This window comes from Sphingopyxis sp. MG (assembly GCF_002953155.1).
GTDB classification, from domain to species: domain Bacteria; phylum Pseudomonadota; class Alphaproteobacteria; order Sphingomonadales; family Sphingomonadaceae; genus Sphingopyxis; species Sphingopyxis granuli.
The window spans coordinates 39,278-65,726 of sequence record NZ_CP026381.1; the positions used below are offsets into that span (position 1 = coordinate 39,278).

26 protein-coding genes are annotated in these 26,449 nt (G+C 69.8%); 8 read left to right on the top strand and 18 right to left on the bottom strand.

Annotated features, from left to right (window positions below; all coding sequences use genetic code 11):
* Nucleotide 1: 1 nt before the first annotated feature.
* A complete protein-coding gene (locus C3E99_RS00220; protein ID WP_076073595.1) occupies nt 2–772 on the bottom strand; it encodes a 16S rRNA (uracil(1498)-N(3))-methyltransferase in 771 nt (256 codons plus the stop codon).
* 204 nt (nt 773–976) lie between these two features.
* On the opposite strand from C3E99_RS00220, the gene C3E99_RS00225 reads away from it, so the two are divergent.
* The 4 genes from C3E99_RS00225 to ubiA all read left to right on the top strand — a co-directional run bounded on the left by C3E99_RS00225 (nt 977) and on the right by ubiA (nt 5,159).
* The gene (locus C3E99_RS00225) at nt 977–2,938 is read left to right on the top strand and encodes a TadE/TadG family type IV pilus assembly protein (RefSeq protein WP_104959277.1); all 1,962 of its coding nucleotides are present in this window, start codon (nt 977–979) and stop codon (nt 2,936–2,938) included.
* Nucleotides 2,935–3,504 carry a TadE/TadG family type IV pilus assembly protein gene (locus C3E99_RS00230; protein ID WP_076073598.1) on the top strand — a complete coding sequence of 190 codons (570 nt, stop codon included), beginning with the start codon at nt 2,935–2,937 and terminating at the stop codon, nt 3,502–3,504. Before C3E99_RS00225 ends, C3E99_RS00230 begins: the two co-directional genes overlap by 4 nt.
* Nucleotides 3,501–4,184, top strand: coding sequence for a TadE/TadG family type IV pilus assembly protein (locus C3E99_RS00235; RefSeq protein ID WP_104959278.1), 684 nt, complete (start codon nt 3,501–3,503; stop codon nt 4,182–4,184). The genes C3E99_RS00230 and C3E99_RS00235 overlap by 4 nt, the downstream gene beginning before the upstream one ends.
* A 66-nt stretch (nt 4,185–4,250) precedes the next feature.
* Nucleotides 4,251–5,159 carry a 4-hydroxybenzoate octaprenyltransferase gene (ubiA, locus tag C3E99_RS00240; protein ID WP_076073603.1) on the top strand — a complete coding sequence of 303 codons (909 nt, stop codon included), beginning with the start codon at nt 4,251–4,253 and terminating at the stop codon, nt 5,157–5,159.
* A 9-nt stretch (nt 5,160–5,168) separates the two neighbouring features.
* On the opposite strand, the gene smc is transcribed toward ubiA, so the two are convergent.
* The 4 genes from smc to C3E99_RS00260 all read right to left on the bottom strand — a co-directional run bounded on the left by smc (nt 5,169) and on the right by C3E99_RS00260 (nt 10,854).
* The gene (smc, locus tag C3E99_RS00245) at nt 5,169–8,612 is read right to left on the bottom strand and encodes a chromosome segregation protein SMC (protein ID WP_076073606.1); all 3,444 of its coding nucleotides are present in this window, start codon (nt 8,610–8,612) and stop codon (nt 5,169–5,171) included.
* A 150-nt stretch (nt 8,613–8,762) separates the two neighbouring features.
* Nucleotides 8,763–9,509, bottom strand: coding sequence for a thioredoxin domain-containing protein (locus tag C3E99_RS00250; protein WP_067113556.1), 747 nt, complete (start codon nt 9,507–9,509; stop codon nt 8,763–8,765).
* A gap of 34 nt (nt 9,510–9,543) precedes the next feature.
* On the bottom strand, nt 9,544–10,269 hold the full coding sequence (locus tag C3E99_RS00255; RefSeq protein WP_076073608.1) for a DsbA family protein: 726 nt from the start codon (nt 10,267–10,269) through the stop codon (nt 9,544–9,546).
* Between the two features lie 18 nt (nt 10,270–10,287).
* On the bottom strand, nt 10,288–10,854 hold the full coding sequence (locus C3E99_RS00260) for a DUF721 domain-containing protein (protein WP_067113561.1): 567 nt from the start codon (nt 10,852–10,854) through the stop codon (nt 10,288–10,290).
* 26 nt (nt 10,855–10,880) lie between these two features.
* Between C3E99_RS00260 and C3E99_RS00265 the strand changes: the two genes are divergently transcribed.
* The 3 genes from C3E99_RS00265 to nudC are packed head-to-tail and all read left to right on the top strand — an operon-like array spanning nt 10,881 to nt 14,091.
* Nucleotides 10,881–11,936 carry an A/G-specific adenine glycosylase gene (locus C3E99_RS00265; RefSeq protein WP_442800476.1) on the top strand — a complete coding sequence of 352 codons (1,056 nt, stop codon included), beginning with the start codon at nt 10,881–10,883 and terminating at the stop codon, nt 11,934–11,936.
* Entirely contained in the window at nt 11,933–13,219 is a 1,287-nt protein-coding gene (locus C3E99_RS00270; protein WP_076073612.1) for a serine hydrolase domain-containing protein, read from the top strand. The genes C3E99_RS00265 and C3E99_RS00270 overlap by 4 nt, the downstream gene beginning before the upstream one ends.
* A complete protein-coding gene (gene nudC, locus C3E99_RS00275; protein WP_076073615.1) occupies nt 13,219–14,091 on the top strand; it encodes an NAD(+) diphosphatase in 873 nt (290 codons plus the stop codon). The genes C3E99_RS00270 and nudC overlap by 1 nt, the downstream gene beginning before the upstream one ends.
* Before the next feature lie 218 nt (nt 14,092–14,309).
* Here the strand turns inward: nudC and C3E99_RS00280 are convergent, their stop codons facing one another.
* The 3 genes from C3E99_RS00280 to C3E99_RS00290 form a co-directional block, all read right to left on the bottom strand.
* Nucleotides 14,310–15,230 (bottom strand): DUF2268 domain-containing putative Zn-dependent protease, encoded by a 921-nt coding sequence (locus tag C3E99_RS00280; protein ID WP_104959279.1) that lies wholly within the window; start codon nt 15,228–15,230, stop codon nt 14,310–14,312.
* Nucleotides 15,230–17,080 carry a DUF885 domain-containing protein gene (locus C3E99_RS00285; RefSeq protein ID WP_076073617.1) on the bottom strand — a complete coding sequence of 617 codons (1,851 nt, stop codon included), beginning with the start codon at nt 17,078–17,080 and terminating at the stop codon, nt 15,230–15,232. The genes C3E99_RS00280 and C3E99_RS00285 overlap by 1 nt, the downstream gene beginning before the upstream one ends.
* A gap of 123 nt (nt 17,081–17,203) precedes the next feature.
* A complete protein-coding gene (locus C3E99_RS00290; protein WP_067112792.1) occupies nt 17,204–17,611 on the bottom strand; it encodes a DUF3597 domain-containing protein in 408 nt (135 codons plus the stop codon).
* Between the two features lie 181 nt (nt 17,612–17,792).
* Between C3E99_RS00290 and C3E99_RS00295 the strand changes: the two genes are divergently transcribed.
* The gene (locus tag C3E99_RS00295; protein ID WP_104960272.1) at nt 17,793–18,419 is read left to right on the top strand and encodes a DUF937 domain-containing protein; all 627 of its coding nucleotides are present in this window, start codon (nt 17,793–17,795) and stop codon (nt 18,417–18,419) included.
* 28 nt (nt 18,420–18,447) lie between these two features.
* On the opposite strand, the gene C3E99_RS00300 is transcribed toward C3E99_RS00295, so the two are convergent.
* The 10 genes from C3E99_RS00300 to C3E99_RS00340 form a co-directional block, all read right to left on the bottom strand.
* A complete protein-coding gene (locus C3E99_RS00300) occupies nt 18,448–19,062 on the bottom strand; it encodes a hypothetical protein (RefSeq protein WP_076073622.1) in 615 nt (204 codons plus the stop codon).
* Nucleotides 19,063–19,139: 77 nt separating this feature from the next.
* Entirely contained in the window at nt 19,140–19,631 is a 492-nt protein-coding gene (locus C3E99_RS00305) for a demethoxyubiquinone hydroxylase family protein (RefSeq protein WP_199775047.1), read from the bottom strand.
* A gap of 26 nt (nt 19,632–19,657) precedes the next feature.
* Nucleotides 19,658–20,140 (bottom strand): disulfide bond formation protein B, encoded by a 483-nt coding sequence (locus C3E99_RS00310; RefSeq protein ID WP_067112779.1) that lies wholly within the window; start codon nt 20,138–20,140, stop codon nt 19,658–19,660.
* A gap of 21 nt (nt 20,141–20,161) precedes the next feature.
* The gene (locus C3E99_RS00315) at nt 20,162–21,550 is read right to left on the bottom strand and encodes a S41 family peptidase (RefSeq protein ID WP_067112776.1); all 1,389 of its coding nucleotides are present in this window, start codon (nt 21,548–21,550) and stop codon (nt 20,162–20,164) included.
* An 86-nt stretch (nt 21,551–21,636) separates the two neighbouring features.
* Nucleotides 21,637–22,851, bottom strand: a complete 1,215-nt coding sequence (locus C3E99_RS00320; protein WP_076073627.1) for a murein hydrolase activator EnvC family protein — start codon at nt 22,849–22,851, stop codon at nt 21,637–21,639.
* Nucleotides 22,848–23,276 carry a 23S rRNA (pseudouridine(1915)-N(3))-methyltransferase RlmH gene (locus C3E99_RS00325; RefSeq protein WP_076073630.1) on the bottom strand — a complete coding sequence of 143 codons (429 nt, stop codon included), beginning with the start codon at nt 23,274–23,276 and terminating at the stop codon, nt 22,848–22,850. The genes C3E99_RS00320 and C3E99_RS00325 overlap by 4 nt, the downstream gene beginning before the upstream one ends.
* Before the next feature lie 143 nt (nt 23,277–23,419).
* Entirely contained in the window at nt 23,420–23,830 is a 411-nt protein-coding gene (gene rsfS / locus C3E99_RS00330) for a ribosome silencing factor (RefSeq protein WP_104959280.1), read from the bottom strand.
* Nucleotides 23,827–24,480 (bottom strand): nicotinate-nucleotide adenylyltransferase, encoded by a 654-nt coding sequence (locus C3E99_RS00335; RefSeq protein WP_076073633.1) that lies wholly within the window; start codon nt 24,478–24,480, stop codon nt 23,827–23,829. Before C3E99_RS00335 ends, rsfS begins: the two co-directional genes overlap by 4 nt.
* Nucleotides 24,477–25,109: a hypothetical protein gene (locus C3E99_RS19570; RefSeq protein WP_158682035.1), complete on the bottom strand. Its 633-nt coding sequence runs from the start codon at nt 25,107–25,109 to the stop codon at nt 24,477–24,479. Before C3E99_RS19570 ends, C3E99_RS00335 begins: the two co-directional genes overlap by 4 nt.
* Entirely contained in the window at nt 25,106–26,389 is a 1,284-nt protein-coding gene (locus C3E99_RS00340) for a glutamate-5-semialdehyde dehydrogenase (RefSeq protein ID WP_104959281.1), read from the bottom strand. Before C3E99_RS00340 ends, C3E99_RS19570 begins: the two co-directional genes overlap by 4 nt.
* Between the last annotated feature and the right edge of the window lie 60 nt (nt 26,390–26,449).

Sequence of the window (26,449 nt, forward strand, 5' to 3'; positions counted from 1 at the left end):
GTCACGCTTCGGGGGAGACCGCGCCCGCCGCTGCCCCCCAGTCGCCGTGCTGCGCCATCCACAGGGCGGTCGCGGCGACGGCGGCGGTCTCGGCGCGCAGGATGCGCGGGCCGAGCGCGATACGGCGGACGGCGGGGCAGGCGAGCAGCGCGGCGCGCTCGCGCTCGGTGAAGCCGCCCTCGGGGCCGGTCAGGATTGCGGCGGGCGCGGGCGCATCGACCGTTCCGAACGGCGAACCCCCCGCTTCGTCGGCGAACAGCAGCGCGCGGCTCTGTGGCCAGTCGCGCAGCAGCGCGGGCAGCTTCACCGGCTCGGCCAGCGTCGGCAGCGCGGTGCGGCCGCATTGCTCGCACGCCTCGACGATCTGCGCCTCCAGCCGCTCGCGCTTGACGCGCTCGACGATCGTGCGCTCGGTGATGACCGGCTGCAGCCGCGCGACGCCCAGTTCGGTCGCCTTCTCGATGATCCAGTCGAGCCGCGCCTTCTTGACCGGCGCGAAGCACAGCCAGAGGTCGGGCACCGCCTCGATCGCGCGCGTCCGGCGCTCGATGCGGACGGTCAGCGCGCGCTTGCCCGCATCGGCGACCGTGGCGAGCCACTCGCCGCTGCGATTGTCGAACAGCAGCAGCGGGTCTCCGGGCTTCAGCCGCATGACGTGCAGCAGATAATGCGCCGCCGCGCCGTCGACGACCGGTGCGGCGTCGGGGCCGAGCGGCGTGTCGACGAACAGGCGGGGCGTGCTGGCGGGGGGCCAGGCGGGAGTCGCGGGCATCGCGGGGCCATAGCATGGGCGGCGGCGGCGCGCACCCGCGCTCATCCCTGCGCGCGGACTGTCCCGTTGCGGGGCAGGAGGCGCGGTTTTCCGGGCCATGCGGGCAGTGCGGCTTAGCATTTTGGTAAGCAGTTTTCCGATAGAGGCAGGATACCCGCCGCGCATCTGTGGGGCGTACGCGGGTCGATCGAGGGGTTTGAGACCATGGGTGGGACCGACATCCGACATATCGGGCGCCGTCTTGGGTGCCGCCTCCGGCAGGGCGCCGGACGCCTGATCCGCGACCAGCGCGGCAACGCGCTGATGCTGACCGCGGCCGCGATCGTGCCGGTGATCGGCATCGTCGGGTCGGCGGTCGACATCGGCCGCGCCTATATGACGCAGCTTCGCCTGCAACAGGCGTGCGACGCCGGCGTGCTCGCGGGGCGGCGCGCGATGGCGGCGGGCGTCTATGGCGACGACCACAAGGCCGAGGCGAACAAGATGTTCGCCTTCAACTTTCCGAACGGCATCTATGGCAGCGAGGCGGTGAACTTTTCCTCGCAGTCGACGAGCGCCGCCGATGTCGTCGGCACCGCCAGCGTCAAGCTGCCGACGGCGATCATGTACATTTTCGGCAAGGACAAGTTCGACCTCGGCGTGAACTGCACCGCCAAGCTCGAAATCTCGAACGTCGACGTGATGCTGGTGCTCGACGTCACCGGGTCGATGGCGCGCAAGGCCTCCTCTTCGGACGACGACACCAAGATCGAGGCGCTGCGCAAGGCGGCGGTCGATTTCTTCGACACGCTGACCAACGCCGACATCGGCGACGGACGGCTGCGCTTCGGCGTCGTTCCCTACAGCTCGTCGGTCAATGTCGGCCAGATTCTGGTGGCGAAGAATTCCAACTGGCTCGCCGACACCGTCTGGCTCCCGTCCCGCAAGCCGGTGACCAAGGAGGTCTGGGGCGACGCCCGGACGGTGGTGTCCGACGATTATACCGCGACCGATCCCGTTTCTGACAAGAAGAAGAACGGGCAGGAGGATTGGAAGAGCGCGGGGACGGCGGACAAGACCAGAGACGAATGCACGACCTGGGACGACAGCGCCTCGGCCAAGATGATCGAGAGCAAGGATCAGAATGTCTCGAATCCGGTTGTCGACGGCACTACGCGCATCACCACATCCGATTCGAAGCGGACCTACGAATATTACAGCTACAAGGGAACATGGAGTTCCAGGAGTTGCAAGATCGACAGGCTCCGCTGGACGTTCACGCGCACCTACAAGGTGACGAAGACCGAGACGCTGACTACGGTCTTCGACGGCAAATACACCTATTTCGACCGCAAGTTCGACACCGGCCCGTTGAAGAGCGGATCGACGATCGAGACCGACACCGGCTATCAGGGGACGACGGTCACGACCAGCTGGGCGGGGTGCATCATCGAGCGGGCGACGACGCAATTCGGGTCGAGCCAGTCCGCGCCGTCGGACGCTTATGACATGGACATCGACATGGTCCCGTCCGCCAGCGATGCCGAGACGCAATGGAAGATGTTCCTGCCCGACGTCACCTACGACCGCGAGCGGGTGACCGAACGCACCGGGGTGACGACCAATTACCAGAATTTCGTCGACAAGGGCGGCGACTATGCCGCCTGCCCGGTCGCGGCGATGAACCTGACGACGATGACCAAGGCGGATCACGACGACTTCGATAAATATATCAAGACGCTGCAACCCAAGGGCTATACCTATCACGACGCCGGCATGGCGTGGGGTGCGCGCCTGATCTCTCCGACCGGGCTGTTCGCGGCCGACAACGGGCCCTATAACGGGCGGCCGGTCAGCCGGCATATCGTGTTCATGACCGACGGCGACATGATGACGCCGCGCGCCAACCTGTCGCACCAAGGGCAGGAGCGGTCGATGCCGCGCATCGGCGCGACCAGCGACAATGATGCGATCGACCGGCACAACAACCGCTTCCGGCAGCTGTGCGAAAGCGCGAAGCGCAAGGGCCTGACGATCTGGGTGATCTCGTTCGGCGTCGGCAGCAACAGCAACCTCAACAGCTGCGCCTCGACGGGGCAGGCGTTCGAGGCCGACAATGCGGCGCAGCTCAACGCGCAGTTCCAGGCGATCGCCCGCCAGATCTCGAAGCTCAGGCTGTCGCAATGAGCCGTCGCCGCGCCCTGATCCGCCGGCTTCGCCGCGACCGTCGCGGCGTCGCGCTGGTCGAATTCGCGCTCACCGCGCCGCTGTTCCTGCTGATCCTGATGGGGATCTTCGATTTCTGCTGGCAGATGTACGCGCAGCAGGTCCTGCAAGGCGCCGTCGCCAAGGCGGGGCGCGATTCGACGCTGGAGCTTTATTCCAGCGACCAATCGGCGCTCGATGCCCGCGTCAAGGAGCAGGTCCAGCAGGTGTTCGCGGGCGCCGATGTGAAATTCACGCGGCGCGCCTATGACGAGTTCAGCAAGCTCAACGTCCCTCGGCGCTATTATGATACGAACAAGAACGGCTATCTGGATGCCGAGGATTGTTTCGAGGATGGCGGCAAGGCCGGCAACGGCGGCGCCGACGACGTCGTCCTCTATACGGTGACGATGCGCTTCGACCGCGTGCTGCCGGTGTGGAAGATGCTGGGGCAGTCCCCCTATTCGACGCTGTCGGCGGTCACGATCCTGCGCAACCAGCCCTTTGCGAACGGTAGCGACATTACACCGGATAGCTGCCTGAAATGATGCTTCTTTCCCGCCCTTGCCGCCGCCTGGCGATCACCGCGCGGCGCCTGGCGCGCAACATTCGCGCCACGGTGCTGATCGAGATGGCCTTCGCCATTCCCTTTCTGGTGCTGGTGGGATTCGCCGGACTGGAGATCGCGAACCTTGCGCTGACTCACACGCGGATCAGCCAGATCGGCCTCAACACCGCCGACAACGCCTCGCGCATCGCAGCGGGCAGCAATCTGTCGCTGCCGCCGATCCGCGAGATCGATATCAACGAGTTGTTCATCGGGGCGGAAAAGCAGGCCGACGCGCTCGATTTCAAGCGGCACGGGCGGATCATCCTGTCGAGCCTCGAACGCAACAAGGATGGCGGCCAGTGGATTCACTGGCAGCGCTGCTATGGCGATCTCGCGGTGTCCTCGGCCTATGGCGCGCAGGGCACCGGCAAGACCGGAACGAGTTTTCCGGGCATGGGGCTGAAAGGCAAGGAGGTCACGGCCGCGGCGGGGACGGCGGTGATGTTCGTCGAGATCAGCTACGACTATCAGCCGCTGCTCTATGGCAAGTGGCTGGGCGCGCGGCGAATCTCCACGACGGCGGCCTTCAATATCCGCGAGCCGCGCGATCTGGATGGGCCGAAGGACGGCGACGGCGTCTACAACCCCTCTCCGGCGGCCACCAAGTCCGCCTGCTGATCGGCGCACGCCGCGCCCGGTCCGGCATTTATCTCGTCGGCGCGCTCTGCTATCGCCCCGGCACGCATGACCACCGCCCCTCCTCCCGACAGCCAGCTTCGCGGCTTCCTGGCGCTCCTGCCCGCGGGGTTGCGCCCCTATGCGCTGCTCGCGCGGTTCGACCGGCCGATCGGCTGGTGGCTGCTCTATTGGCCCTGCGCGTGGGGGATCGCGCTGGCGGGCGGCGCGCGCGATCACTGGCCGCTGTTCCTGTGGATGCTCGCCGGCGCGATCGCGATGCGCGGCGCGGGCTGCGTCTATAACGACATCGTCGACCGCAACCTCGACGCGAAGGTCGCGCGCACCGCGTCGCGCCCCGTCGCGAGCGGCGCGGTTTCGGTGCGCGGCGCGGCGCTGTGGATGCTCGCGCTGTCGCTCGTCGGGCTGGTCGTGCTGGTGCAACTGCCGCTGCGCGCGCAGGTCGTCGCGGTGGCGAGCCTGCTGCTCGTCGCCGCCTATCCGTTCATGAAGCGCATCACCTGGTGGCCGCAGGCGTGGCTGGGGCTGGTCTTTTCGTGGGGGGCGCTCGTCGGCTGGATCGCGGCCGGGGGCAGCGACGGCCTCGCGCTGCCGCTGCTCTATGCCGGATGCATCGCCTGGGTGATCGGTTACGACACCATCTATGCGCTCCAGGACATCGAGGACGATGCGCTGGTCGGCGTCAAGTCGAGTGCGCGCGCGCTGGGTGACCAGGTGCGCGGCGGCGTCGGCCTGTGCTATGCGACCGCGCTCGCGCTGTGGGCGGGGGCGCTGTGGATCGTGCGACCCGATCCGCTGGTCTTCGTTGCGCTGGTGCCGGTGGCGGTGCATCTGGCGGGGCAGGTGGCGACGCTCGACCCCGCGAACGGCGCCGACGCGCTCGCCAAGTTCCGCAGCAACCGCTTCGCCGGGCTGCTCGTCTTCGCCGCGATGCTGGTGGTGGGCAGCGCGCCCTGACCGATCGGCTTATTCGGCCGCGAGCAGTTCCTCGGCGCCGCCGAGGTCTACCGAGACGAGGCGGCTGACCCCGCGTTCGATCATCGTTACCCCGAACAGCCGGTGCATGCGCGCCATCGTCACCGCATTGTGGGTGACGATCAGGTAGCGCGTGTCGGTCTCGCGGCTCATCCGGTCAAGCAGGTCGCAGAAGCGCTCGATATTCGCGTCGTCGAGCGGCGCGTCGACCTCGTCGAGAACGCAGATCGGCGCCGGGTTGGTGAGGAAAAGGCCGAAGATCAATGCCACGGCGGTCAGCGCCTGCTCGCCCCCCGACAGCAGCGTCAACGTGCCGAGCCGCTTGCCCGGCGGCTGCGCCATGATCTCGAGTCCCGCTTCGAGCGGGTCGTCCGAATCGACGAGTTCGAGATGCGCCTGACCGCCGTTGAACAGGGTCGTGAACAGGCGCTGGAAATGCGCGTTCACCGCCTCGAACGCCGCGAGCAGGCGGACGCGGCCTTCGCGGTTGAGGTTGCCGATCGAGCCGCGCAGCCGGTTCACCGCCTGCTGCAGTTCCTCGATCTCGGCGACGCTCCGCTCGCGCTCGGCGTCGAGCTCGGCGAGTTCGTCGGCGGCGACGAGGTTGACCGGCCCCAGCCGCTCGCGGTCGGCGATCAGTCGGTCGTGCGCCGCCGACTCGGTGGCCGCGTCGCCGACCGCAGCGCTGTCGAAACCGGCCTTTTGCGGCAGCAGCGGCGGCGGGCATTCGAAACGCTCGCCCGACAGGCGGCCCATCTCGACGCGGCGCAGTTCGGCGTTTTCCGAGCGCGCGACCGCGCCGGCGCGCGTTTCGCGCGCCGCGGCGACGCGCTCGCGGATCGTCGTCAGCGCCGCCTCTGCCTCGCGCAGCGCTGCTTCGGCCGCCCGCTCGCGCGTCTCGGCCTCGTTGAGTTTCTCGCGCAGTTCGGCCTGCCGCGCCTCGGCAACGGCGCGGTCGGCGGCGAGCCGCTCGGGCAGGTCGACGAGCTTCGCGGCTTCGGCGGCGAGCGCATCGGCGCGCTTGTCCATGTCGGTGACGCGCCGTGCGGCCTCGCCCGCTCGCGCCTTCCAGCTCCGAATCTCGGCGCCGACCACCGCCTGCCGCTCGCTCAGCGCGGCGAGGGTGCGCTCATGCGCGGCGAGCGTGCCTTGCGCGTCGGTCGCGGTGGTGCGGGCGCGATCGGCGGTCTGCTCCACGGCATCGAGCGCCGCGCGCGCCAGCCGCTCGTCGGGCAGCGCGGTGAGCGCGGCTTCCTGTGCTGCGAGTTGTTCGGCGGCGTCCTTCGCCGCACCGGCGATCTCGGCGCGCCGGCGTTCGAACAGCGCGGCGGCGGCGTGGTGGCGGTCGAGCGCGCCCTGCGCCTGGTCGGCGGCGCGCAAGGCAGCGCGGCGCGCCTCGTCGGCGTCGGCGAGCCGCTTGCGGGCGGCCGCGGCCGCCTCGGTCCGCGCGGCGAGCGTCGCCGCCGCGGCCTCGCGGCGGTCGCGCAATTCCTGCACCCCCAGCTCGACCTGCGGGCGCTGCGCGGCGAGCGCGTCGAGGCGATTCTGGCGCATCAGCCGCTCGCTCGCGGTCGCGCCGTCGCCGCGCGTCACGAAACCGTCCCAGCGGCGCATCACCCCGCCCATCGTCACCAGCCGCTGCCCGACCGCGAGCGTCTGGCCCGCATCGTCGTCGGCGACCGCGACCTGCGCGAGACGGCGCGACAGCGCGGCGGGCGCCTCGACGAGATCGGCGAGCGCGCGGGTCCCGGCGGGAAGCGCGGGATCGTCGGCGCGCGCGTCGGCGCCGCGCCAGCTTCGCGCCGCGTCGCCGTCGGTGCCAGCGTCGAGATCGTCGCCGAGCGCCGCGGCGAGCGCGGCCTCGTAGCCCGGCGCGACCCTGATGCGGTCGAGGATGCGCATCGCATCGCTGCGCGCAGCGGCGAGCGCGCGTTCGAGCGTCGCCGCCTCGCCTTCGAGCGCGGCGAGCGCCGCGCGCGCCTCGGCGAGCGCGGCCTCGACCGCCGCGAGGTCCGCCGTCGCCGCCTCGCGGTCGGCTTCGGCGTCGCCAATCGCGGCTTCGGCTGCGGCGATCGCGGCCTCCGCCTGCTCGGCGGCCGCCGCGCTCTCCTCGACCGTCCGGGCCAGCGCCGCGCTGTCGCCGAGTGCGGCGATCTCGGCTTCGAGACGCTGCTGTTCGCCCGCGATGCGGCGCACCGCGGTTTCGGCGCCGTCGCGCGCGCTGAGCGCGATGCGGCGGTCGGCGGCTTCGCTCGCGGCGCGCGCGCGCGCCTGTGCCAGCGCCACCTCGGCATCGCGCAGCCGTGCCTGCGCCGCCTGATTCGCCTCGACGAGCGCCGCCTTGCCATTGTCATGCGCGCCGATCTGCTGCGCGAGTTGCTTCGCCTCGGTGTCGAGCGCGGTCAGCGCGGCATGGGCGTCGCGTGCCAGATCGCCCTCGCGCGCGCGATCCTCGGCGAGCCGCGCCTGCTGCGTGCCCAGGTCGTCGAGGCGCTGGCGCGCCGCGCGCTCCTCGCCGGCAAGGCGGACCTGCGTTGCGGTCGCTTCGGCAAGCGCATCGCGCTGCGCCTGCGCGTCGCCGCGCGCATCGGCGACGCGCGCGGCGACCTCTGTCTGCGCGTTCGAAACGGCTTCAAGTTCGTCCTGCGCCGCCTTCACCGCGGCCTCGGCCGCGTCGGCGTCGCGGCGCGCCTGATCGGCGGCGGCGGCGGCGTCGCGCCAGCGGGCATAGATCAGCCGCGCCTCGGCAACGCGGATTTCTTCGCTCAGCCGCTGGTATTTCTCTGCCGCGCGCGCCTGTCGGCGCAGCGCGTTCGCGCGCACCTCCATGTCGGCGACGATCTCCGACAGGCGGGTCAGGTTGGTTTCGGTCGCGCGCAGCTTCTGCTCGGCGTCCTTGCGGCGGACGTGAAGGCCGGCGATGCCCGCCGCCTCCTCCAGCATCGCGCGGCGGTCGGTCGGCTTGGCGGCGATGACGTTCGCGATCTTGCCCTGGCTGACCAGCGCCGGGCTGTGCGCCCCGGTCGCGGCATCGGCGAAGATCAGCGCGACGTCCTTGGCGCGTACGTCGCGGCCGTTGGCGCGATAGGCGCTTCCCGCGCCGCGCTCGATGCGGCGGATCACCTCCAGTTCGTGCCCGTCGGCCGCGTCGGAAAGCCCGGCGACCACCGCGCCGCCCGTATCGCAATGGATCGCGACCTCGGCGAAATCGCGCGGCGGGCGCGACGCGGTGCCGGCGAAGATGACGTCCTCCATCCCGCCGCCGCGCATCGACTTGGGGCTGGATTCGCCCATCACCCAGCGGATCGCCTCGAGCAGGTTCGACTTGCCGCAGCCGTTCGGACCGACGACGCCGGTCAGCCCCGGCTCGATGCGCAGCTCGGTGGGTTCGACGAAGCTCTTGAAACCGGTCAGGCGCAGCCGCTTTATCTGCACGGACGGTCCCCGTGCAGTCGGTCGAATCGCAGGCTGTGCAACGCTTGGGTCACATATCCCCCTTGCCCGCCGTCATGCCGCGCGGGCGGGGGAGTCGCAAGGGGGACGATTCCGCCCGCGCCGCCGGTCGCGGGGCGGGAAGCGCGACGGTCAGCGCACGCCCATCGTGCGCAGCCGGTCGCGCAGCGGGCCCCAGGCCGCGATGCCCTCGGCCAGCTGGCCGTTGATGATGAAGCTGGGGGTGCCCGAGATCCGATAGGTCTCCATCGCGGCATTGGTGCTCTGTTCGAGCTTTTCGATGTTGGGAAGGTTCGACAGGCAGGCGTTGACCTGGTCGGCGGTCATGCCGCGCGACTGGAAGAAGGTGTCGAGCTTCCACGCCTTGGCGAGCGCCGGGAAACGCTGCGCGGGGGGCAGCGACATCGCCTTTTCGCCGCCATCGGGATTGGCCTGCGCGCCCGCGAACAGATCGGCCTGCGAGGCGAAGACGTTCGCCATCAGCGGGAAATAGCGCTCGGTCGGCGCGCAGCGGATGATCGCCGCGGCCGATGCGTCGAGCGGATCGCGGATGAAGTTGCGCAGTTCCAGGCTGACGCGGCCGGTGTCGATGAAGTCGCGCTTCAGTTCCTCGTGGCTTTCCTCCGAGAAATCGGCGCAGTGCGAGCAGGTGAGCGAAGCGAATTCGATGACCTTCACCGGCGCGTCGGGATTGCCCATCAGATAGCCGCCGTCGGGGGTGACGGTGACGGTGTCGGACCAGCTCTTGCCCGCGGGCGCGGCGACCTTCGCGATCACCGCCTGCTCCTGATTCTGGTCGGTCTTGCTTTCGCCGCAGCCGGCGAGCGCGAGCGCGCCGAGCGAACAGAGCAGGGCGATGCGCAGCGGGGGAAGGGTCATCCTTTGGTCTCCGAAAAATCGTGTCGAGGCGTTCTTAAGCGCCCTTGAGCGCGAGGTCGAGGCGCGTTTTGAGCTTCGGCCAATCGCTGACCTCCGCATTCTTGCCGTTGATGAAGAAGCTCGGGGTCGCGGCGACGCGGTCGGCGTTCTGGCCGATATTGGTCATCCCCAATATCTCGGCCGACGCGACGTCGCTGTCGAGGCAGGCGTCGATCTGTGCCTTGGTGTAACCGCGGCCGCGCATCAGCGTGTCGAGCCCGGTATCGGCGGCGATGCGCCGGGTGCGTTCGCCTTCGCTGCCCTGATACCAGGGCGCGAGCTGCTCCTTGGTCATTTTCGCCGCCTTGCCGAGCCAAGTGGGCTGCGCGAGCATGATCGCCTGATGATTGCCGACGAACGCCCTGGCGCCGCCGCACCGCGCGAGCAGCGCGGCGGTCAGATCGAGCGGATCGCGCACCAGATTGCGATATTCGAACTGCACCAGCCCGGTGTCGATGTAGAGCGTCTTCAGCAGCACCGCCGACTGTTTCGCGAAATCGGCGCAATGGCTGCACGTATAGCTGAAATATTCGACCAGCTTCACCTTGGCACCGGGCTTGCCGACCAGAAGCGCGCCGATCGGGCTGGTCGAGATGGTCGCCGACCAGCGCTCAGCGGCCGGTTTCGCGGGGGCAGCCGCGACCAGCGCGGTCAGGGCGACGCCGGCGAGTGTTCCGATCGCGAGGCGGCGGGTCGATAGGGACGGGATATGTCTGGGCATGGGCGGCCGGTCCTTCGTTCAACTGATGCGGGGAAGCTTCGGCGGCGCGGCCAGCCCTGCCGCCATGCGTTCGAGCACGGTGCGCAGTTCCGGGTCGCCGATGTCGCGCAGGCTGTCCCCCAGTTCGGCGGGTACGGGCTTCAGCATGGCTGGCGGCTGAACGGGCGGCGCGGCGGGCGCGACCTGCCCGTGCGTCATCCGCACCTGCGCGATCGCGGCATAGCCGAAGAAGCGGTTGACCGCGCCGATGATGTCGGGCGCGACATGCTGGAGCATCGGGGCGTGCGCGCCGTTGATCGTCAGATGCAGCGTGCCCCCCGCCTTCTGCCCGGCGGGAAAGCGGATCATCGCGGGCTGGGTGACGTCGGCGAGGCGGTCGCCGACGATCTCGCGCCAGCGGCTGACGACCGACGACTGGATGAAGCCGAACTTGCGGAAGGCGGTGCGGCCGATTTCGGGGACGAGGTCGGCGATCGCGCGCGCTTCCCCGCCGCGCGGGCGTTCGTAGCTGCGGGCAGGCGTCTTCTTCGCCTTTGCGTCCTTCGCCTTTCGGGCGGGCGTTTCTCCGCTCTGTGCTTTCGCCATGCGCGCCGCCATGCCATAGGCGGGGGGTGAGCGTCCAGACTTCCGACAGAACCGATCGCGACAAGACTGAAGCCGCGCCCGCCGATTTCGCCGCGCGCCTGCTCGGCTGGTACGACCGCTCGGCGCGGGTGCTGCCGTGGCGCGTGCCGCCGGGAAGCGACGCGGTGCCCGATCCCTATCGCGTCTGGCTCGCCGAGGTCATGCTCCAGCAGACGACGGTCGCGGCGGTGGCAGGCTATTTCGAGCGCTTCACCACGCGCTGGCCGACGGTCGCCGATCTGGCCGCAGCCGCCGACGCCGACGTCATGGCGGCGTGGGCGGGGCTCGGCTATTATGCGCGCGCGCGCAACCTGCTCGCCTGCGCGCGCGCGGTGGTCGCCGAGCACGGCGGGCAATTTCCCGACAGCGAAGCCGACCTGCGCGCGCTCCCCGGCATCGGCGACTATACGGCGGCGTCGGTCGCGGCGATCGCCTTCGGACGGCGCGCGGTGGTGATCGACGCCAATATCGAGCGGGTGATCACGCGCCATCGGCTGATCGAGACCCCGCTGCCCGCCGCCAAGCGCGCCATCCGCACCGCGCTCGAACCGCTGGTGCCCGCCGACCGGCCGGGCGATTTCGCGCAGGCGCTGATGGACCTGGGTGCAGGCATCTGCACGCCGCGCGGCCCCGCCTGCGCGATCTGCCCGCTGATGGCCGATTGCCGCGCGCGCGGCCGTGCCGACATCGAGCGGCTGCCGGTCAAGCCCGCGAAGAAGGCGAAGCCGCAGCGCCATGGCATCGCCTGGTGGATCGAGGACAAGGGCCGCATCTGGCTGGTCCGCCGGCCGGGCAAGGGGATGCTCGGCGGCATGCGCGCGCTGCCCGGCGGCGAGTGGAGCGCGATACCGCCCGCCGAGTCGGGGGTCGCCGAGGTCGATCATGGCTTCACGCATTTCGATCTGCGGCTGACGCTGATGCCCGGCGAAGCCGCGCTTGCCGCAGGGGAAGGCGAATGGTGGCCGCTTTCGGCGCTTGACGAGGCCGGGCTGCCGACGCTCTATCGCAAGCTCGTCGACCAGATGCGGGAGAAGGACGGATGAACATGATGGTGTCGCGCCGGGCGCTGCTCGGCGGCCTGGCGTTCGGCGGCGCGGCGACGCTGCTGCCGCGCAGCGCCCTTGCATGGAAAGCCGACGGCGCGGCGCTCTATCCCGCGACCGACGCCTTCGTCACGGGCTTCGTCGAGCGTGGGCAGCTCGCCGGCACGCTTGCCTGTATCGGCAAGGGGCAGGCGGCGGCGGTCAGCTTCGGCGCCGGGCGGCAGGCGATGGATTCGAGCAAGCCCGTCGGTCCCGACACGCTGTGGCGCCTCTATTCGATGACCAAGCCGGTCACCGCGATGGCGGCGATGCTGCTGATCGAGGAAGGCCGGCTCGGCCTCGACCAGCCGATCGCCGACATATTGCCCGCCTTCGCGAACATGACGGTGCAGAATACGCCCGATGGCTCGATCACCGACGTGCGTCCGGCCAAGGGACCGATCACGGTGCGCCAGCTGCTCACTCACACCGCCGGGCTCGGCTACAACATCATCCAGAAGGGGCCGCTGCGCGACGCCTATAACGAGGCCGGACTGGTCGGCGGGCAGGTCAGCCGCCTGCCGATCCCCGGCCTGCCACCAATCACGCCCGCGCCCAGCCTCGCGGCCTTCGCCGACCGGCTCGCGAAGCTGCCGCTCGTCTACGAACCCGGCACGCGCTGGAGCTATTCGGTCGGGCTCGACCTGATGGGGCGGGTGATCGAGGTGGCGGCGGGCCAGCCGTTCGACGCCTTTCTGAAGGCGCGGCTGTTCGACCCGCTGGGGATGACCAGCACCTTCTTCCAGGTGCCGGCGAGCGAGGTGGGACGGCTGTCGACCAATTATTTCCCGATGGGGCCGGTGCTGCTGCCGGTCGATCCGGCGACCAGCTCGATCTATCTCGATCCGCCGCCGATGCCCTATGGCGGCGGCGGCCTGGTTTCGAGCGCGCGCGATTACGACCGCTTCCTCGCCATGCTGCTCGGCGAGGGCGAGACCGGCGGGGTGCGGATCATGAAGCCCGAAACCGCGCGGCTAGCGATGTCGAACCTGCTGACCGATTCGGTCGACCGCAAGGGCACGTTCATCGAGGGCGAAGGCTTCGGCGCGGGCGGGCGCGTCTCGCTCGCCGATTCGCCCACCGGCGAGGGCGTCTATGGCTGGGGCGGCGCGGCGGGGACGATCGGCTTCGTCGACCGCGCCCGCGGCTACCGCGTCGGCGGCTACACCCAATATATGCCGGCCGAGGCGCTGCCCTTTCAGGCGAAGTTCGGCGAGGCTTTCTACAAGGACGCGCTGCGCTGATGCCGGCGCCGCTCGGCTTCACCGGGGCGTGGCTCGACCGCGCCGACCAGCTTCGCACCGACCCGGAGGCCTTCGCCGCCGCAAAGGCCGATCCGCGCGCGCGCTGCCTGACGCTCGACGGCATCGATTTCGTGCCCGGCGACGATGGCACGGGCCTGCGCTGGGAACTGCTCGACCCCGCCGACGCACGCGCGCCGATGCTGCTGGGACGCGACGAGCGCGGCATTCCCTATTTCGTCCGCGAACCGCACCCGGCGCAGCGCATCGACGCGCGCTCGCGCACCGTGATGCGGCTGCTGCCGCTGCTCAGCGCGCAGGACCTCGCGCTTTACGGCGGCGCGCGCAGCCTCGTCGACTGGCACGCGCGGCATCGGTTCTGCGCCACCTGCGGGTCGCCGACCGAGCTGTTCCGTGCCGGCTGGGGGCGCCGCTGCGGCCAGTGCCGCGCCGAGCATTTTCCGCGCGTCGACCCGGTGGTGATCATGCTCGCCGAATATGACGGGCGCGTGCTCGTCGGGCGCCAGCGGCAGTTCGCGCCGGGGATGTTCTCGGCGCTCGCGGGATTCGTCGAGCCCGGCGAATCGCTCGAGGAGGCGGTGGCGCGCGAATTGTTCGAGGAAGCGGGAATCCGCGTGTCGGACGTCGCCTATGTGGCGAGCCAGCCCTGGCCTTTCCCTTCGTCGCTGATGATCGGATGCCGCGCGCGCGCCGAGGGCAGCGCGCTGACGCTCGACGAGACTGAGATAGAGGCGGCGATCTGGGTCGATCGCGCCGAGGTGCGCGCGGCGCTGGCGGGCGACATGGACGCCCCCTTCCTTGCGCCGCCGCCGCTGGCGATCGCGCGCCACCTGCTGGAGGACTGGGCGGCGTAGGAAGCGCGCGTCGGCGCTAGACTCTGATGACTTTGGATTGACCCCCTTCGTCATTGCGAGCGGAGCGAAGCAATCCAGAGCGGTTTGCGCACACTCTGGATCGACGCGTCACTTCGCTCCTCGCGGGTGACGATTCCAACTCATGTCGTCATGCTCCAGGTCGTAGTTTCACCGCGTTTTCCGGGTCGTCATGCGGTTCCGCCCGACTTGAAACCGCTCTATGCGCCCGGTGCCCAGCCGCTCGCCGCGAGGAAGGCGGCGGGGTCGCGCATCTCGATGATCTCGCGCAGCGCCTGCGTCTTGTCGGGCGCGCGGTCGTAATAGGCCCGGACGATGCGGTAACCCGCCCAATAGCCGAGGTCGCCGGGCCATTCGCCATCGCCCTGCTGGTTGTAGAGCCAGCGCGAACCGAGCGCCTTTTCGTCCTTTTCGGCGAGGAAGGCGGTTTCGAGCTCCGTCGTTCGTTCCGCCGCCCATTGGTGGAGCAGCGGATAGGCGACCGATCCGGTCATCCGCTCGGTGACGAATTCGGCGGCGCCTTCGACCAGCGCGGCGTGGAGGACAGTGGCATTCTCGTCATCGACCTGCGCGAGCGGCTGCTGCACATGCGCATATTCGTGCGCGATGACATGTACCATGCGATCCTCGTCGTCGGCCTCGATGAATTTCGCCGCGCACAGCATTTCGAGGCCGATATAGAGCCCCTTCGCATTCGCTGTTCCCGCGCTCGACGCGCGGCCGATGGCGATGGTGATCGGCGGGAAGACCGCCTTCGGATAGAGCGCCGCGAGCCGGTCGGTCGCCGCGACCAGACGGCCGCGAACCTTGTCCAGCTTCGCCGCGCAGCCGCGCGCGTCGCGATAGACGGCTGGCTTGGCGCGCAGCGCCGCCGCCAGCCGGTCGGGCGTGATCCGGCGCAGCGCCATGAATTCGACGAGACCGGGCGACGGCGTGGCGAGGTAGCGCGCCGCGAGCGCATCGGGGTCCGCCGCCAGCGCCGGGTCGTCATAGAGCGCGAAGAAGCGGTCGACGTCGCTCGTCACGATGGCGACGCGCGAGCTGTCCCGCGCTTCCTGCGCCATCGCGCCACCGCCGGCCGCGGCGAACGTCGCCGCGGCCAGCAGGGCGAGGCGGCGCATCACGCCTTCGTCTCCGCGATATATTCGTCGACATTCTGCGCGAGCACGTCGAGCGGGACATTACCGCCTTCGAGCACGACATTGTCGAAGTCGCGCAGGTCGTAGCGCGCGCCGAGGGCGGCCTGCGCGCGGTTGCGCTGGCGGTTGATCTCGCTGTGTCCGACCTTGTAGCCGCACGCCTGCCCGACCCAGCTGCAATAGCGGTCGACCTCGCTCGCGACCTCGAGCGGGTTCGACCCGTTGCGCTCGACGAAGAACTGCACCCCCTGCTCGCGCGTCCAGCGCTTGGTGTGGATGCCGGTATCGACGACGAGGCGGCAAGCGCGGAAAGCGATCGACTGGAGATAGCCGAGGCGCCCGACCGGGAAATCGTCGTAGAGGCCGAGCTCGTCGGCGAGCTGTTCGGCATAGAGGCCCCAGCCTTCCGAATAGGCGTTGAAGGCGAGCATCGAACGGATCAGCGGCATCTGGTTCGCATATTCGCCCTGCCACGCATGGCCGGGAATCGCCTCGTGCATCGCGAGGTCGGGCAGCGAATATTTGCTGTGCAGGTCAGTCGTGCGCAGGTTGATCCACATCCGCCCCGGCGTCGAACCGTCGATCGACCCCGCGCCGCCATAGGCAGCGGGCGCGCCGGGCTCTTCCTCGGGCGGCAGACGCTTCACCTCGACATTGCCCTTGGCGAGGGTGCGGAAGGCGCGCGGCAGTTCGGCGCGAATCCGGTCGAGCCACGTCTGGATATAGGCGACGACCTCGGCGCGGCCCTGATCATTGTCGGGGAATTTATACGCCGGGTCTTTCGCGAGTGCGTTCATCCGGTCGCCGACCGAACCCTGCGTATAGCCGAGCTGCTTGAGAATGGGGTCCATCCGCCCGTGCAGCTCGGCGAGCTGCTCGACCCCCATGTGGTGAATTTCCTCGGGCGTCATCCGCGTCGTCGTCGAGGCGCGCAGCGCCCAGGCGTAGAATTCGTCGCCGCCGGGGCGCGCCCAGATGCCGGCGTCCATCGTCGCCTTCGTGCGCTGCGCCTGCAATTCGGCAAGCTGGCGTTCGAGCGCGGCGACGACCGGCCCCGTGGCGATGGCCCCGGCGCGCCGGCCCCAGTCGCCCGCGATCTTCGCCTCCGCGGTGCGGCGGACGAGGCTGTCGACCAGCCCGCCGCCGCCGCGGGCGCCAGCGAGGCTCGCCTCCATCTGCCTGATCGCCTTGTCGAGCAGGAAGGCGGGCGCGACCACGCCCTGCGCGCCCGTGGCCTTCAGCCGCTCCGTCTCGCCGTCGAGCACGCCGGGATAGGCGTTGAGTCGGGCCAGATAGGCCTCGGCGTCGGCGGCGCTTTTGACCGGATGGTCGCTATCGAGGAATTTCGGGATATCGAGATAGGCGCCGACATTCTGGATCACGACATAGGGGGTGTTGCGCCATCCGCCGACCGACACGTCGCCATAGGGCAGCGCGAAGCCGTCGAGCGCGACGCCATAGGCGCTTTCGATCACCGCCAGGCTGGTGCGCGTGCCATGGTCGAGCTTGCTCCTGTCGACCGCGCGGACGCGCGCGAGATCGGCCTTGAGCGTGTCGGCGAGCGCCTGTTGTCCCGCCGCCGAGCGGTCGGCGAGCTGCGCGCGCAGCGCGGCGCGCGCGCCGGTGTCGATGCCGAGGCTCGTCGCGCTTTCGGGCGACCGGGCGAGCAGATTGTCGGCGATCGAGTCGAGCAGCGCCTGCGCGCCGTCCTGCTGCGGAGCGGCTGCCGCCAGCGCGGGCGCGCGCGCGGCCAGCGCGAGGCTCGCGGTTCCGGCGCCGAGCGCGGCGAGCGTCCGGCGGCGGCTGATCGAAGTGGACAGTCTGTCGTGCACGTGCGGGCTCCCCGTTTGTTTCCTGTGAAACCTGTCTGGAGCCGCGGCGCGCGGGGGTCAATGAAAAGGGGCCGGGAACGGCGCTGCGTTCCGGCCCCTTCGTCGAAGAAAATCGACCGTCCGTCAGTCGGTCAGGTCGGCGGGCACCTTGCCGCCGTTCGCGGCGAGTTCGCGCATCACCGCCTTGTGCAGCCAAATGTTCATCTCGGCGCTGCCGTTGAGTTCGCCGGTATAGCCGAGCTCCTGCGCAAGCGCCTTGCGGTTGTCGAGGCTCGAATCGATGCCGAGCAGTTTCATCAGGTCGACGATCGAGGTGCGCCAGTTGAGCGGCTGGCCTGCCTTCGCGGCCTCGGCCGACAGGATCGCCTCGACATCGACCTCGCTGACGGCGGTCGACGCGGCGGCCATGGCGCTCGACGCGGCCTCGACCGCCGCGCCGATCGGAAGCGCCGACGGGGTGGCGGGAGCGGGCTCGGCGGCCTCCGCCTTCTTGCCGAAAATCGCGTCCTTGATGCTGCTGAAAATACCCATTTTGCAATGCTCCCACTCGTTGAGACGGCCTAACCCCGCGGCCGGGGCAGTCGCAGGGCCGCAGGATAGGATTAGGCACGGCGAAATGACAGCAGAATGAACGGCTCGCCCCACGCCGGTGCGCTGCTATAAGAACCCGCATCGGCGCTTTTCGATCCGCGCCTTGTGGGAGATTGACGACATGAACCTCAGCGACATCCTCGGTCAGGCCGGCGGCATCGAATCGATGGCGAAGGAACTGGGCGTTTCGCCCGCGATCGCGCAGCAGGGCGCCGAAGCGCTGCTGCCCGCGATCCTCGGCGGCTTCCAGAAGCAGGCACAGGGCGGCGGCGAGGGACTGGGCGGGCTGATCGCCGGGCTGGGCGGCGGCGGCCTGCTCGACGCGGTGCTCGGGTCGCAGCCGACCCCGGTCGGGCAGGGCAACGACATATTGGGCCAGATCTTCGGGTCGAAGGATGTCAGCCGCACCGTCGCCGGTCATGCCGCCGGGCAGACCGGGCTCGACGCCGGGCTGCTCAAGAAGATGCTGCCGCTGCTCGCGATGCTGGTCGCCGGCGCGATGGCGAAGGGTGACACCAAGGACGGCGGCGGAGTCGACGGCGGCGGTCTGGGCGACCTGATCGGCGGCGCGCTGGGCGGCGCTGCGGGCGGATCGGGCGGCGGCGGGCTGGGTGGCCTGTTGGGCGGCATGCTCGGCGGTGGCGGCGGATCGGGCGCGCTGGGCAGCCTCGGCAAGCTGATCGACCGCAACGGCGACGGCAACCCGCTCGACGACATCCTCGGCATGGCCGGGAAGCTGAAGGGGTAGCCGGATTCCCGATCCGGGCGGGCAGCCTTTATCGCGGTCCGGGCGAGGGCAGCGGTTCTTCGTTCGGATCGTTCGGGGTCGGTGCTGCGGGCGCGGGCGCGACGCCGCTGGCCTGGCGTTCGAGCTCCTCGGCGGCGCGCTGGCGTTCCTCGAGCGCCTTTTCCTCGGCGACGACCGCCGCCTCGACCTCGTCCGCCGCGGCGTCGATGCCGGCGATGCGCTTGGCGCGTTCGTCGGCGATCATCGTCTGCCAGTCGGTCTTGTCGGCGGCGCGGCGCTCGGCCTTGGCGCCGGCGACAAGCTGCTGGGTGCAGCCGGTGAAGCCGCCGAGGCCGGTGGGCGAGCAGCTGTCGGTGCCGAAACGGCCGACGCGTTCGAGCGCGACCACCTTGTTCGCCCACGCCTCGTTGCGCGGGTCGAGCGGGCTGCCGCCGCGGAAGATCTGCGGGACGCGGTAGCGCTCGGTTTCGGGCAGGCGGCTGCACACGACGATCTCGTCGGGGCTGCTCTGCTCGCACTTGTCGTCGCCATAGACGATGACCTGGTTGATCTTTTCGCCGTCGACGACGGTTTCCTGCGCCTGCGCGGGCGCCGCGGCCGCGCCGGCGGCAAGGATCAGCGCGAAGAGGGGGAGGCGGGTCATCGGTTTTCCTTCATCTGTCCGGACGGACTGCCATGGATAGCCTGCATGCGGCCTGAACGCCACCGCCGGGCACCGCGTCAGATGCGCTTCGCCAGTGCGATGGCGGCGCGGCAGCCGGCACGGATCGCGAAGCTGAGCAGCGGATAGCCCGGCGCGCTTTCGGCGCCCGCGGCGAGCGCGGCATCGCGGTGCTCCAGCTCTTCGGCACGGAACTCGGCGACCGCGTCGCCCAGTTCGGGGTCGCTGTCGCCCAGCTCGGCGATCTGGTCGCGATAGTGGCGGTCGATCTCGGTCTCCACCGCCGCGGTGCAGGCCATCGCCGCGCGCGGCCCCAGCGCGGCGGTCGCGGCGCCGAGCGCGAAGCCCGCGACGTTCCACAGCGGCTGAAGCGCGGTCGGTCGCACGCCGCGGCGAGCGATCAGCCCGTCGAAGAAGGCGCGGTGCCGCTCCTCCTGCTCCGCCATATGCGCGATCTCGCGCGCCATCGGATGCCGGTCGCCCATCACCGCGAGCTGGCCGGCGTAGATGCGCGTCGCACCATATTCGCCCGCCTGGTCGACCCGGATCATCGACGCCGTCTTTCGGTCCGCCTTCATCATGCCGCCGATGTGGGCCGGCGGCGCAGCAAGGTCAAGACGAGCGCCGCGGCGGCGAAGGAGAAGATCGCGTTGAACCCCGCGAGCGAGACGCCGAACAGCGTCCATTGCGGCACGTCGCAGCGGGTGATCGGCGCCGCCAGGATGCTGTCGAGCGAGACGGGGCCGGTCGCCGCGGTGCTGCACGTCGTCAGCCCTTCCCAAAGGCCGTATTCGACCCCGGCGTGGAAGACGCCGATCGCGCCGCTGACCGCGATGGCGACGGCGGAAAGCAGCGTCAGCGCGCGCATCGCGGCGTCGCTGCGGCGCAGCAGCAGCGCGAGCGCCGCCAGCACCATCGCCACCTGGTGCGGCCAGCGCTGCCAATAGCACATCTCGCACGGGTGGAGGCCGAAGCCATATTGCGACACCAGCGCGCCGCCATAAAGGAGCAGCGGCGCGATCAGCGCGAGGAGCGGCGCGGCGTAGCGGTTGTTCGGCATGGCTGGCCCCCCGATTTCGGATCAGTTGCGCCGCGCCGGCCGGGCGGCGGGCGCCTTGCCCTGCGCCATCTGCGGCGTCGCCGGGCCGATGCGGCCGATCGTCTGCAGCGCATAGTGGAGCTGATAATCCTCGATGCCCTTCGCCTTCAGCTCCTCGGCGGTCGCGGCGAAGCGCGGATCATCCTTTTCGTCCTTTTCGAGCAGACCGTCGTCGACCTTCTTCTCGTTGATCAGGTGGCGGCGCAGGTCGCTTTCGCGGAAGCGTGGGCGGTTCTTGTAATCGGGGTCCGAAAGCTGCGGCACGCGGATGTCGGGCTCGATGCCGCCTTCCTGCACGCTGCGCCCCGACGGCGTGTAATAGCGCGCGGTGGTCAGGCGCAGCGCGGTCGTGTCGGTCAGCGGCAGCACCGTCTGCACCGATCCCTTGCCGAAGCTGCGCTCGCCCATGACGAGCGCGCGGTGCTGGTCCTGCAGCGCGCCCGCGACGATCTCCGACGCCGAGGCGGAGCCCGCGTCGATCAGCACGATCACCGGCGCGCCCTGCGCGAGGTCGCCCGGCTCGGCGAAATAGCGTTCGATGTCGCTCTTCTTGCGGCCGCGCTGCGACACGATCTCGCCGCGTTCGAGGAAGATGTCGCTGATCCCGACCGCCTCGTCGAGCAGCCCGCCGGGGTTCGAGCGCAGGTCGAGCACCCAGCCGCGCGGCTTGCGGCCCAGCGATTTCTCGACCGCGAGCATCGCCGCCTTGAGGTCGCGGGTCGCATCGGCCGAGAAGTTGGTGACGGTCAGCACCCCGACGTCGTCCTTCACCTCCCACTTCACGGGTTTCAGGTCGATGATCTCGCGCGTCAGCGTCAGCTCCATCGGCTTGTCCTGCCCCTCGCGCACCACGGTGATCTCGATCTGGGTGCCGGGGCGGCCGCGCATCTGTTCGACCGCCTCGTCGAGCGTCAGGCCGAAGATCAGTTCCTTGTTGATGTGCGTGATATAGTCGCCGGCCTTGATCCCGGCACGCGCGGCGGGCGTGTCGGCGGTCGGCGCGATCACCTTCACCACGCCGTCCTCCATCGTCACCGACAGACCAAGGCCGCCATATTCGCCATCGGTCTGGGTGCGAAGGTTGGAGAAGCCGCGCGCATCGAGATAGCCCGAGTGCGGATCGAGGCTGGCAAGCATACCGTTGATCGCACCCTCGATCAGCTTGTCGTCGCTGACCGGCTCGACATAGTTGGATTTCACTTCGAGGAAGACGTCCATGAAGCGGGCAATCTCTTCCTGCGTCGAGGCGTCGACGCTCGCCATCGCGCCGGTGGCGAGCGGGACGAGCGCCAGCGTGCTGAGCGCGGCCGCCCCCTGCCACAGGGCGAAGCGGCGCCGGGGGGAGGGAGAAGGCTTGGTCGATTCGGTCATGGTCGTCTTTCAATCGCGCAGGCGTGACTTTGCCTTATAATGGCCGCGGCGCCATCCGCCTATGCCTTTCTGGAGGCGATGCGCGGTCACCCGATCATCGCGACGATGTCGACCGGGCGCCCGGCGCGGCGCAGCTCCACGGTGATGCGGGCGTCGTCGGACCCGGCGCGGCCGACCGGCGCCCCGGCGCCCAGCGTATCGCCGACGCCGACCGACAGCGCGATCATCCCGGTGATCAGCGAGGTCCAGCCGCCGCCGTGATCGATGATGACGATCTTGCCATAGCCCTTGTAGTCGCCGGCGAAGCCGACATGCCCCGCGGCGGGCGCGACGACCTGTCCGCCGGGCTGCGCCGCGATGGTCAGCCCGCGCGAGCGGACGCCGCTGTCATTGACCTCGCCCAGCCCCGCGACGATGCGGCCGACGACGGGCAGGCGATAAGCGCCGTCGCTCAGCGAGGCATCGCTGGCAGGCGGCGGTGCGGCGGCCGGAGCGGCGCTTGCCGGGTCGCGCGGACGCGGCAGGGGGCCGGCCAGCTGCGCCAGCTCGGCGCGCACCAGCCCGTCGGCTTCGAGCGCGTCCATCAGTTCGACGATATCGCGTGCCTTCTCGCCCAGCCCGAGCGCGCGGTCGGCCTCCAGCCGTGCGCTGCTCATCAGGTCGCGCGCGTGGAGCCGGCCCTCGTTCTCGAGCCGCGTCAGTTCGTCGCGGCGCGTCGCGAGCTGCGCCCGGCTTTCGGAGAGCGTGTCGAGCGCGATGCGCTGCTGGCGCCGCGTCGTCTGAAGATCCGCCAGTTCGTGCCGCACCCCGGCGGTGCGGCGGCGGATCACCGGCATCACCGCGTCGAGCACCGCGCGTGCGTGGACCATGTCGGTCAGCGATCCGGGCTGCGCGAGGACGCTCACCGGCGGCTGGCGCGAAAGCTGCTGCAAGGTGGCGGTCAGTTCGAGCAGCGGCTGCTGTTGTTCGGCGAGGCGCGCCTGCCGCTCTGCGAGGCGGCGGCCGACAAGCGCGACGCGCGCTTCGCCGGCGCTGATGTCGGCCTCTGCCGACTGGATGCGCGCGGCGAGCGCCGCGCTGCGCTTCTTCAGGCGGTCGGCCTCGCTCCGCGCGGCGCGTGCCTGCGCCTCGAGCGCGTTGCTGCGCGCCATCGCGTCGGCCGATTGCTGCTTCGCGGTCACGAGCTGCTGCCGTTCGTGCGCGACGAGCGCCTGCGGATCGAAGACATCGCCCTGCGCAAGAGCCAGCGCGCCTCCCGCGATCGCGGCGCAGCCTGCGGCCAGCGCGATCGTCCGCCTCATTGCCGGCCCTCGCGATGATAGGGGTGGCCCGCGACGATGCTGGTCGCGCGCCACAATTGCTCGGCGAGCATCGCGCGCGCCATCAGGTGCGGCCAGGTCGCGCGGCCGAAGGCGATTACCCTGTCGGCGCCCTGCCGCTCCGCGGGCGTGAAGCCGTCGGCGGCGCCGAGGCAGAAGCGCGCCTCGCGCACCCCGCCGTCGCGCCATGTTTCGAGCAGCCGCGCGAATTCGAGCGACGCCATCTGTTCGCCGCCCTCGTCGAGCAGCACGGTGCGGCTGCCCGCGGCGACGGCGGGCATGCGGCCGCCGGTGTCTGGCAGTTCCGAAATCCGGTGCGGCCAGGTCAGGCGCTTCATGTAACGCTCGACCAGTTCGGCCTCGGGCCCGCGCCCGATGCGCCCGCGCGCGATGATGTGCAGCAGCATGGCGTTATCGTTCACCTTCGGTGAAAGCGGCACCAACCCGCTCCCCTCCCAGCCTCCCTGACGATCAAGGCCCATGGGAGGCCGGGAGGGGAGCGGGCTGGTGCCGTCCCCGTTCGGACTTTAGGCCGAACGGAACAAAAGGGTCAATTCGCGGCGGCGGCGGGCGGGGCGTCGCCGAACGACCACATGCGTTCGAGGTTGTAGAAGCTCCGCACCTCCGGCCGGAACAGGTGGACGATCACGTCGCCGGCGTCGATCAGCACCCAGTCGGCGTTGGGCAGTCCCTCGACGCGGACGGTGCGGCCCGCTTCCTGCTTGATGCGCTGCGCCAGCTTGTCGGCGATCGCCGAGACGTGGCGCGTCGAACGGCCGCTGGCGATCACCATATGGTCGGCGATGCTGCTCTTGCCGGCAAGCGGGATGGAGATGGTATCCTGGGCCTGGTCCTCTTCGAGCTGGTGGAGGATCAGGGCGTGGAGCGCGTCCACGCTGTCGCCCGAAGGCTGGGGAGCGGGTGCGGCGCCGGGCGCGGCATCCTTGCTGGCGGCTATCAAGCGGTTCCTTTCCTTTCGGAGACCCCGAGGCGCGAACGGGTGATCGGGTCGCGCGGGGCGCGGCCTTCATGACGTTCGAACCAGCGGGGGTCGGCCTGCCGTATCGCAGTTGCGGATCGCACATCGGGCGAAAATCGCAGGAACACGAGGGCAGGCGGTCTCCAGTCCGTCCAATGAAGCTTCTGGCCTGCGGGCCGGACGAAGCGCCGCAGCCAGCCCATCGCCTGCGCGGCGTGGGTGCGGCCATTATAGCCCGGGCGCGCGATCACCGCAATCGGCATCAGTCGCGCGATGTCGCGCCAGTCGCGCCAGCGGGGCAACTGGGCCAGATTGTCGGCCCCCATGATCCAGATGAAGCGCCGGTTCGGATAGCGGCGGACGAGCTTTCGGAGCGTGTCGACGGTGTAGCGCGTGCCGAGTTCGGCCTCGAGTCCGGTGGCGCGGATCGGCGAGCGCCGCGCCATGCGCTGCGCCGAGGCGAGGCGGGCCGGAAGCGGCGCCATGCCCTTCGCGTCCTTCAGCGGATTGCCGGGCGACACCAGCCACCACAGGTCGTCGAGCCCGAGCGCGTCGATAGCGTTCAGGCTGATCGCGCGATGTCCGCCGTGCGCGGGATTGAAGCTGCCGCCGAGAAGGCCGGTGCGGATCATGGGCGTTCGCCCGCCGTCTCAACGATCGGTAGGCTGTAGCAATAGCGAGGCGAAGCGCCTGCCGGGCCGTCGACAGCTTTTAGGAAACCCAGTTCCAAGAGGGCTTCTTCAAAGCTTGAACCCGTCTTCGCAACGGCCCCTTCATAACGATCGAGGCAAGCATTCTGAAAAGGAGTCGAAGCGATACAGGCGCGAAGAAAGGATGCTTGGAAGTGCCCCAATGCTCTTGACGTCTGGCTGATTTTATAGCCTCGCATCGCCAACCGATCAGGCGCGACGGATCGGAAAAATCCCAAAACCTCTGCGGGATTTCGATAGACCGGATCCGATTTGCTCCGTGTTGTTTGATGGTCAATTCTGACTTTGCCGCCGATTATCGTCTCACAGGCAGAATAGTTCAGAACAGTAGATGCCATGGTTCGGCTCGGTATATGTTTAAGGTCCCGATGGCGTTGAACTTCATCTACAAGACCCGCAAAAATCAGGCGTTTTCGTTCCTCTATCATCTTCTTGTTACTGGTGAACGATATACTCACCATGTCTCTGCCAATTAGCCAGCAGAAGGGCGTCACCGCGACGACAAAGATCAGCAGGATAGAACAGGAAAATGAATGCGGCCGCTTTATCAAGGCCGCACCTGTCCCGTCCCCCGCACCAGCCATTTATAGGTGGTGAGGCCTTCGAGCGCCACCGGCCCCCTTGCGTGGAGCCGCCCCGTCGCGATGCCGATTTCGGCGCCAAGGCCGAATTCGCCGCCGTCGGCGAACTGGGTCGAGGCATTGTGCATGACGATCGCGCTGTCGACTGCGGACAGGAAGCGCTCGGCGGTTGGCGCGTCCTCGGTGACGATCGCGTCGGTGTGATGGCTCGAATGCGCGTCGATATGCGCGAGCGCGCCGTCGAGGCCGTCGACCGTCGCGATAGAGACGATCGCGTCGAGATATTCGCAGTCCCAGTCGCTGTCCCCCGCGCGCGCGATATGGGGGCTCAGCGCCGCGATGCGGGCGTCGCCGCGCACCTCGCAGCCCGCGCGGACCAGCGCGTCGACGATGGCGAGCGGCGCCGGATAGGCGCGGTCGATCAGGATCGTCTCGGTCGCGCCGCAGATGCCGGTGCGGCGCATCTTGGCGTTGACCGCCAGCTCGACCGCCTGCGCCGGATCGGCGGCGGCGTCGATGTAGAGATGGTTGATCCCGTCGAGGTGGGCGAGGACGGGGACGCGCGCCTCGTCCTGCACGCGGGCGACGAGTCCCTTGCCGCCGCGCGGGATGATGATGTCGATCAGCCCCTGCGCGCGCAGCAGCGCGCCGACCGCCGCACGGTCCTGCGTCGGGACGAGCTGCACTGCGTCTTCGGGCAGGCCGCTTTCGGCGAGGCCGGCGGCGAGCGCCGCATGAATTGCGCGGTTCGAATGCGCCGCCTCGCTGCCCCCGCGCAGGATCACGGCATTGCCCGCCATCAGGCCGAGCGCGGCGGCGTCGGCGGTGACGTTGGGGCGGCTTTCATAGATGATGCCGACGACCCCCAGCGGCACGCGCACCCGGCTGAGCACCAGCCCGTTGGGCCGCTCGGCGCGGTCGATCTCGGCGCCGACCGGGTCGGGCAGCGCGGCCACCGCCTCGACCGCGTCGGCGATTCCGCCGAGCCGCGCGGCGTCGAGCCGCAGCCGGTCGAGCATCGCCGGGCCGAGACCGCCCGCCGTGCCCGCCGCCATGTCGCGCGCATTGGCGTCGAGGATCGCGGGGGCCTGCGCGCGCAATTGCCGCGCGGCGGCGCGCAGCGCGGCCGCCTTGGCGCCGGTCGTCGCGGCGGCGAGCCGCTTCGCCGCAGCGCGCGCGCGCGCGCCCAGGGTGGCGACCAGCGCGTCGGCATCGGCAAAGGGCGGGGATTTCGGGGCTTCGGCGGTCATCGCGCGGCTCCTATCACGCTTTGGCGCGGCGGCGAAAGCCCCGTTGCGCCGCCCGCCTGC

What these genes read in the sequence shown, in the direction of transcription:
- C3E99_RS00220 (WP_076073595.1), bottom strand. Translation starts at nt 772, where the DNA reads ATGCCCGCGACTCCCGCCTGGCCCCCCGCCAGCACGCCCCGCCTGTTC.
- C3E99_RS00225 (WP_104959277.1), top strand. Translation starts at nt 977, where the DNA reads ATGGGTGGGACCGACATCCGACATATCGGGCGCCGTCTTGGGTGCCGC.
- C3E99_RS00230 (WP_076073598.1), top strand. Translation starts at nt 2,935, where the DNA reads ATGAGCCGTCGCCGCGCCCTGATCCGCCGGCTTCGCCGCGACCGTCGC.
- C3E99_RS00235 (WP_104959278.1), top strand. Translation starts at nt 3,501, where the DNA reads ATGATGCTTCTTTCCCGCCCTTGCCGCCGCCTGGCGATCACCGCGCGG.
- ubiA (WP_076073603.1), top strand. Translation starts at nt 4,251, where the DNA reads ATGACCACCGCCCCTCCTCCCGACAGCCAGCTTCGCGGCTTCCTGGCG.
- C3E99_RS00250 (WP_067113556.1), bottom strand. Translation starts at nt 9,509, where the DNA reads ATGACCCTTCCCCCGCTGCGCATCGCCCTGCTCTGTTCGCTCGGCGCG.
- C3E99_RS00255 (WP_076073608.1), bottom strand. Translation starts at nt 10,269, where the DNA reads ATGCCCAGACATATCCCGTCCCTATCGACCCGCCGCCTCGCGATCGGA.
- C3E99_RS00260 (WP_067113561.1), bottom strand. Translation starts at nt 10,854, where the DNA reads ATGGCGAAAGCACAGAGCGGAGAAACGCCCGCCCGAAAGGCGAAGGAC.
- C3E99_RS00270 (WP_076073612.1), top strand. Translation starts at nt 11,933, where the DNA reads ATGAACATGATGGTGTCGCGCCGGGCGCTGCTCGGCGGCCTGGCGTTC.
- nudC (WP_076073615.1), top strand. Translation starts at nt 13,219, where the DNA reads ATGCCGGCGCCGCTCGGCTTCACCGGGGCGTGGCTCGACCGCGCCGAC.
- C3E99_RS00280 (WP_104959279.1), bottom strand. Translation starts at nt 15,230, where the DNA reads ATGCGCCGCCTCGCCCTGCTGGCCGCGGCGACGTTCGCCGCGGCCGGC.
- C3E99_RS00290 (WP_067112792.1), bottom strand. Translation starts at nt 17,611, where the DNA reads ATGGGTATTTTCAGCAGCATCAAGGACGCGATTTTCGGCAAGAAGGCG.
- C3E99_RS00295 (WP_104960272.1), top strand. Translation starts at nt 17,793, where the DNA reads ATGAACCTCAGCGACATCCTCGGTCAGGCCGGCGGCATCGAATCGATG.
- C3E99_RS00300 (WP_076073622.1), bottom strand. Translation starts at nt 19,062, where the DNA reads ATGACCCGCCTCCCCCTCTTCGCGCTGATCCTTGCCGCCGGCGCGGCC.
- C3E99_RS00305 (WP_199775047.1), bottom strand. Translation starts at nt 19,631, where the DNA reads ATGATCCGGGTCGACCAGGCGGGCGAATATGGTGCGACGCGCATCTAC.
- C3E99_RS00310 (WP_067112779.1), bottom strand. Translation starts at nt 20,140, where the DNA reads ATGCCGAACAACCGCTACGCCGCGCCGCTCCTCGCGCTGATCGCGCCG.
- C3E99_RS00315 (WP_067112776.1), bottom strand. Translation starts at nt 21,550, where the DNA reads ATGACCGAATCGACCAAGCCTTCTCCCTCCCCCCGGCGCCGCTTCGCC.
- C3E99_RS00320 (WP_076073627.1), bottom strand. Translation starts at nt 22,851, where the DNA reads ATGAGGCGGACGATCGCGCTGGCCGCAGGCTGCGCCGCGATCGCGGGA.
- C3E99_RS00325 (WP_076073630.1), bottom strand. Translation starts at nt 23,276, where the DNA reads ATGCTGCTGCACATCATCGCGCGCGGGCGCATCGGGCGCGGGCCCGAG.
- C3E99_RS00335 (WP_076073633.1), bottom strand. Translation starts at nt 24,480, where the DNA reads ATGATCCGCACCGGCCTTCTCGGCGGCAGCTTCAATCCCGCGCACGGC.
- C3E99_RS00340 (WP_104959281.1), bottom strand. Translation starts at nt 26,389, where the DNA reads ATGACCGCCGAAGCCCCGAAATCCCCGCCCTTTGCCGATGCCGACGCG.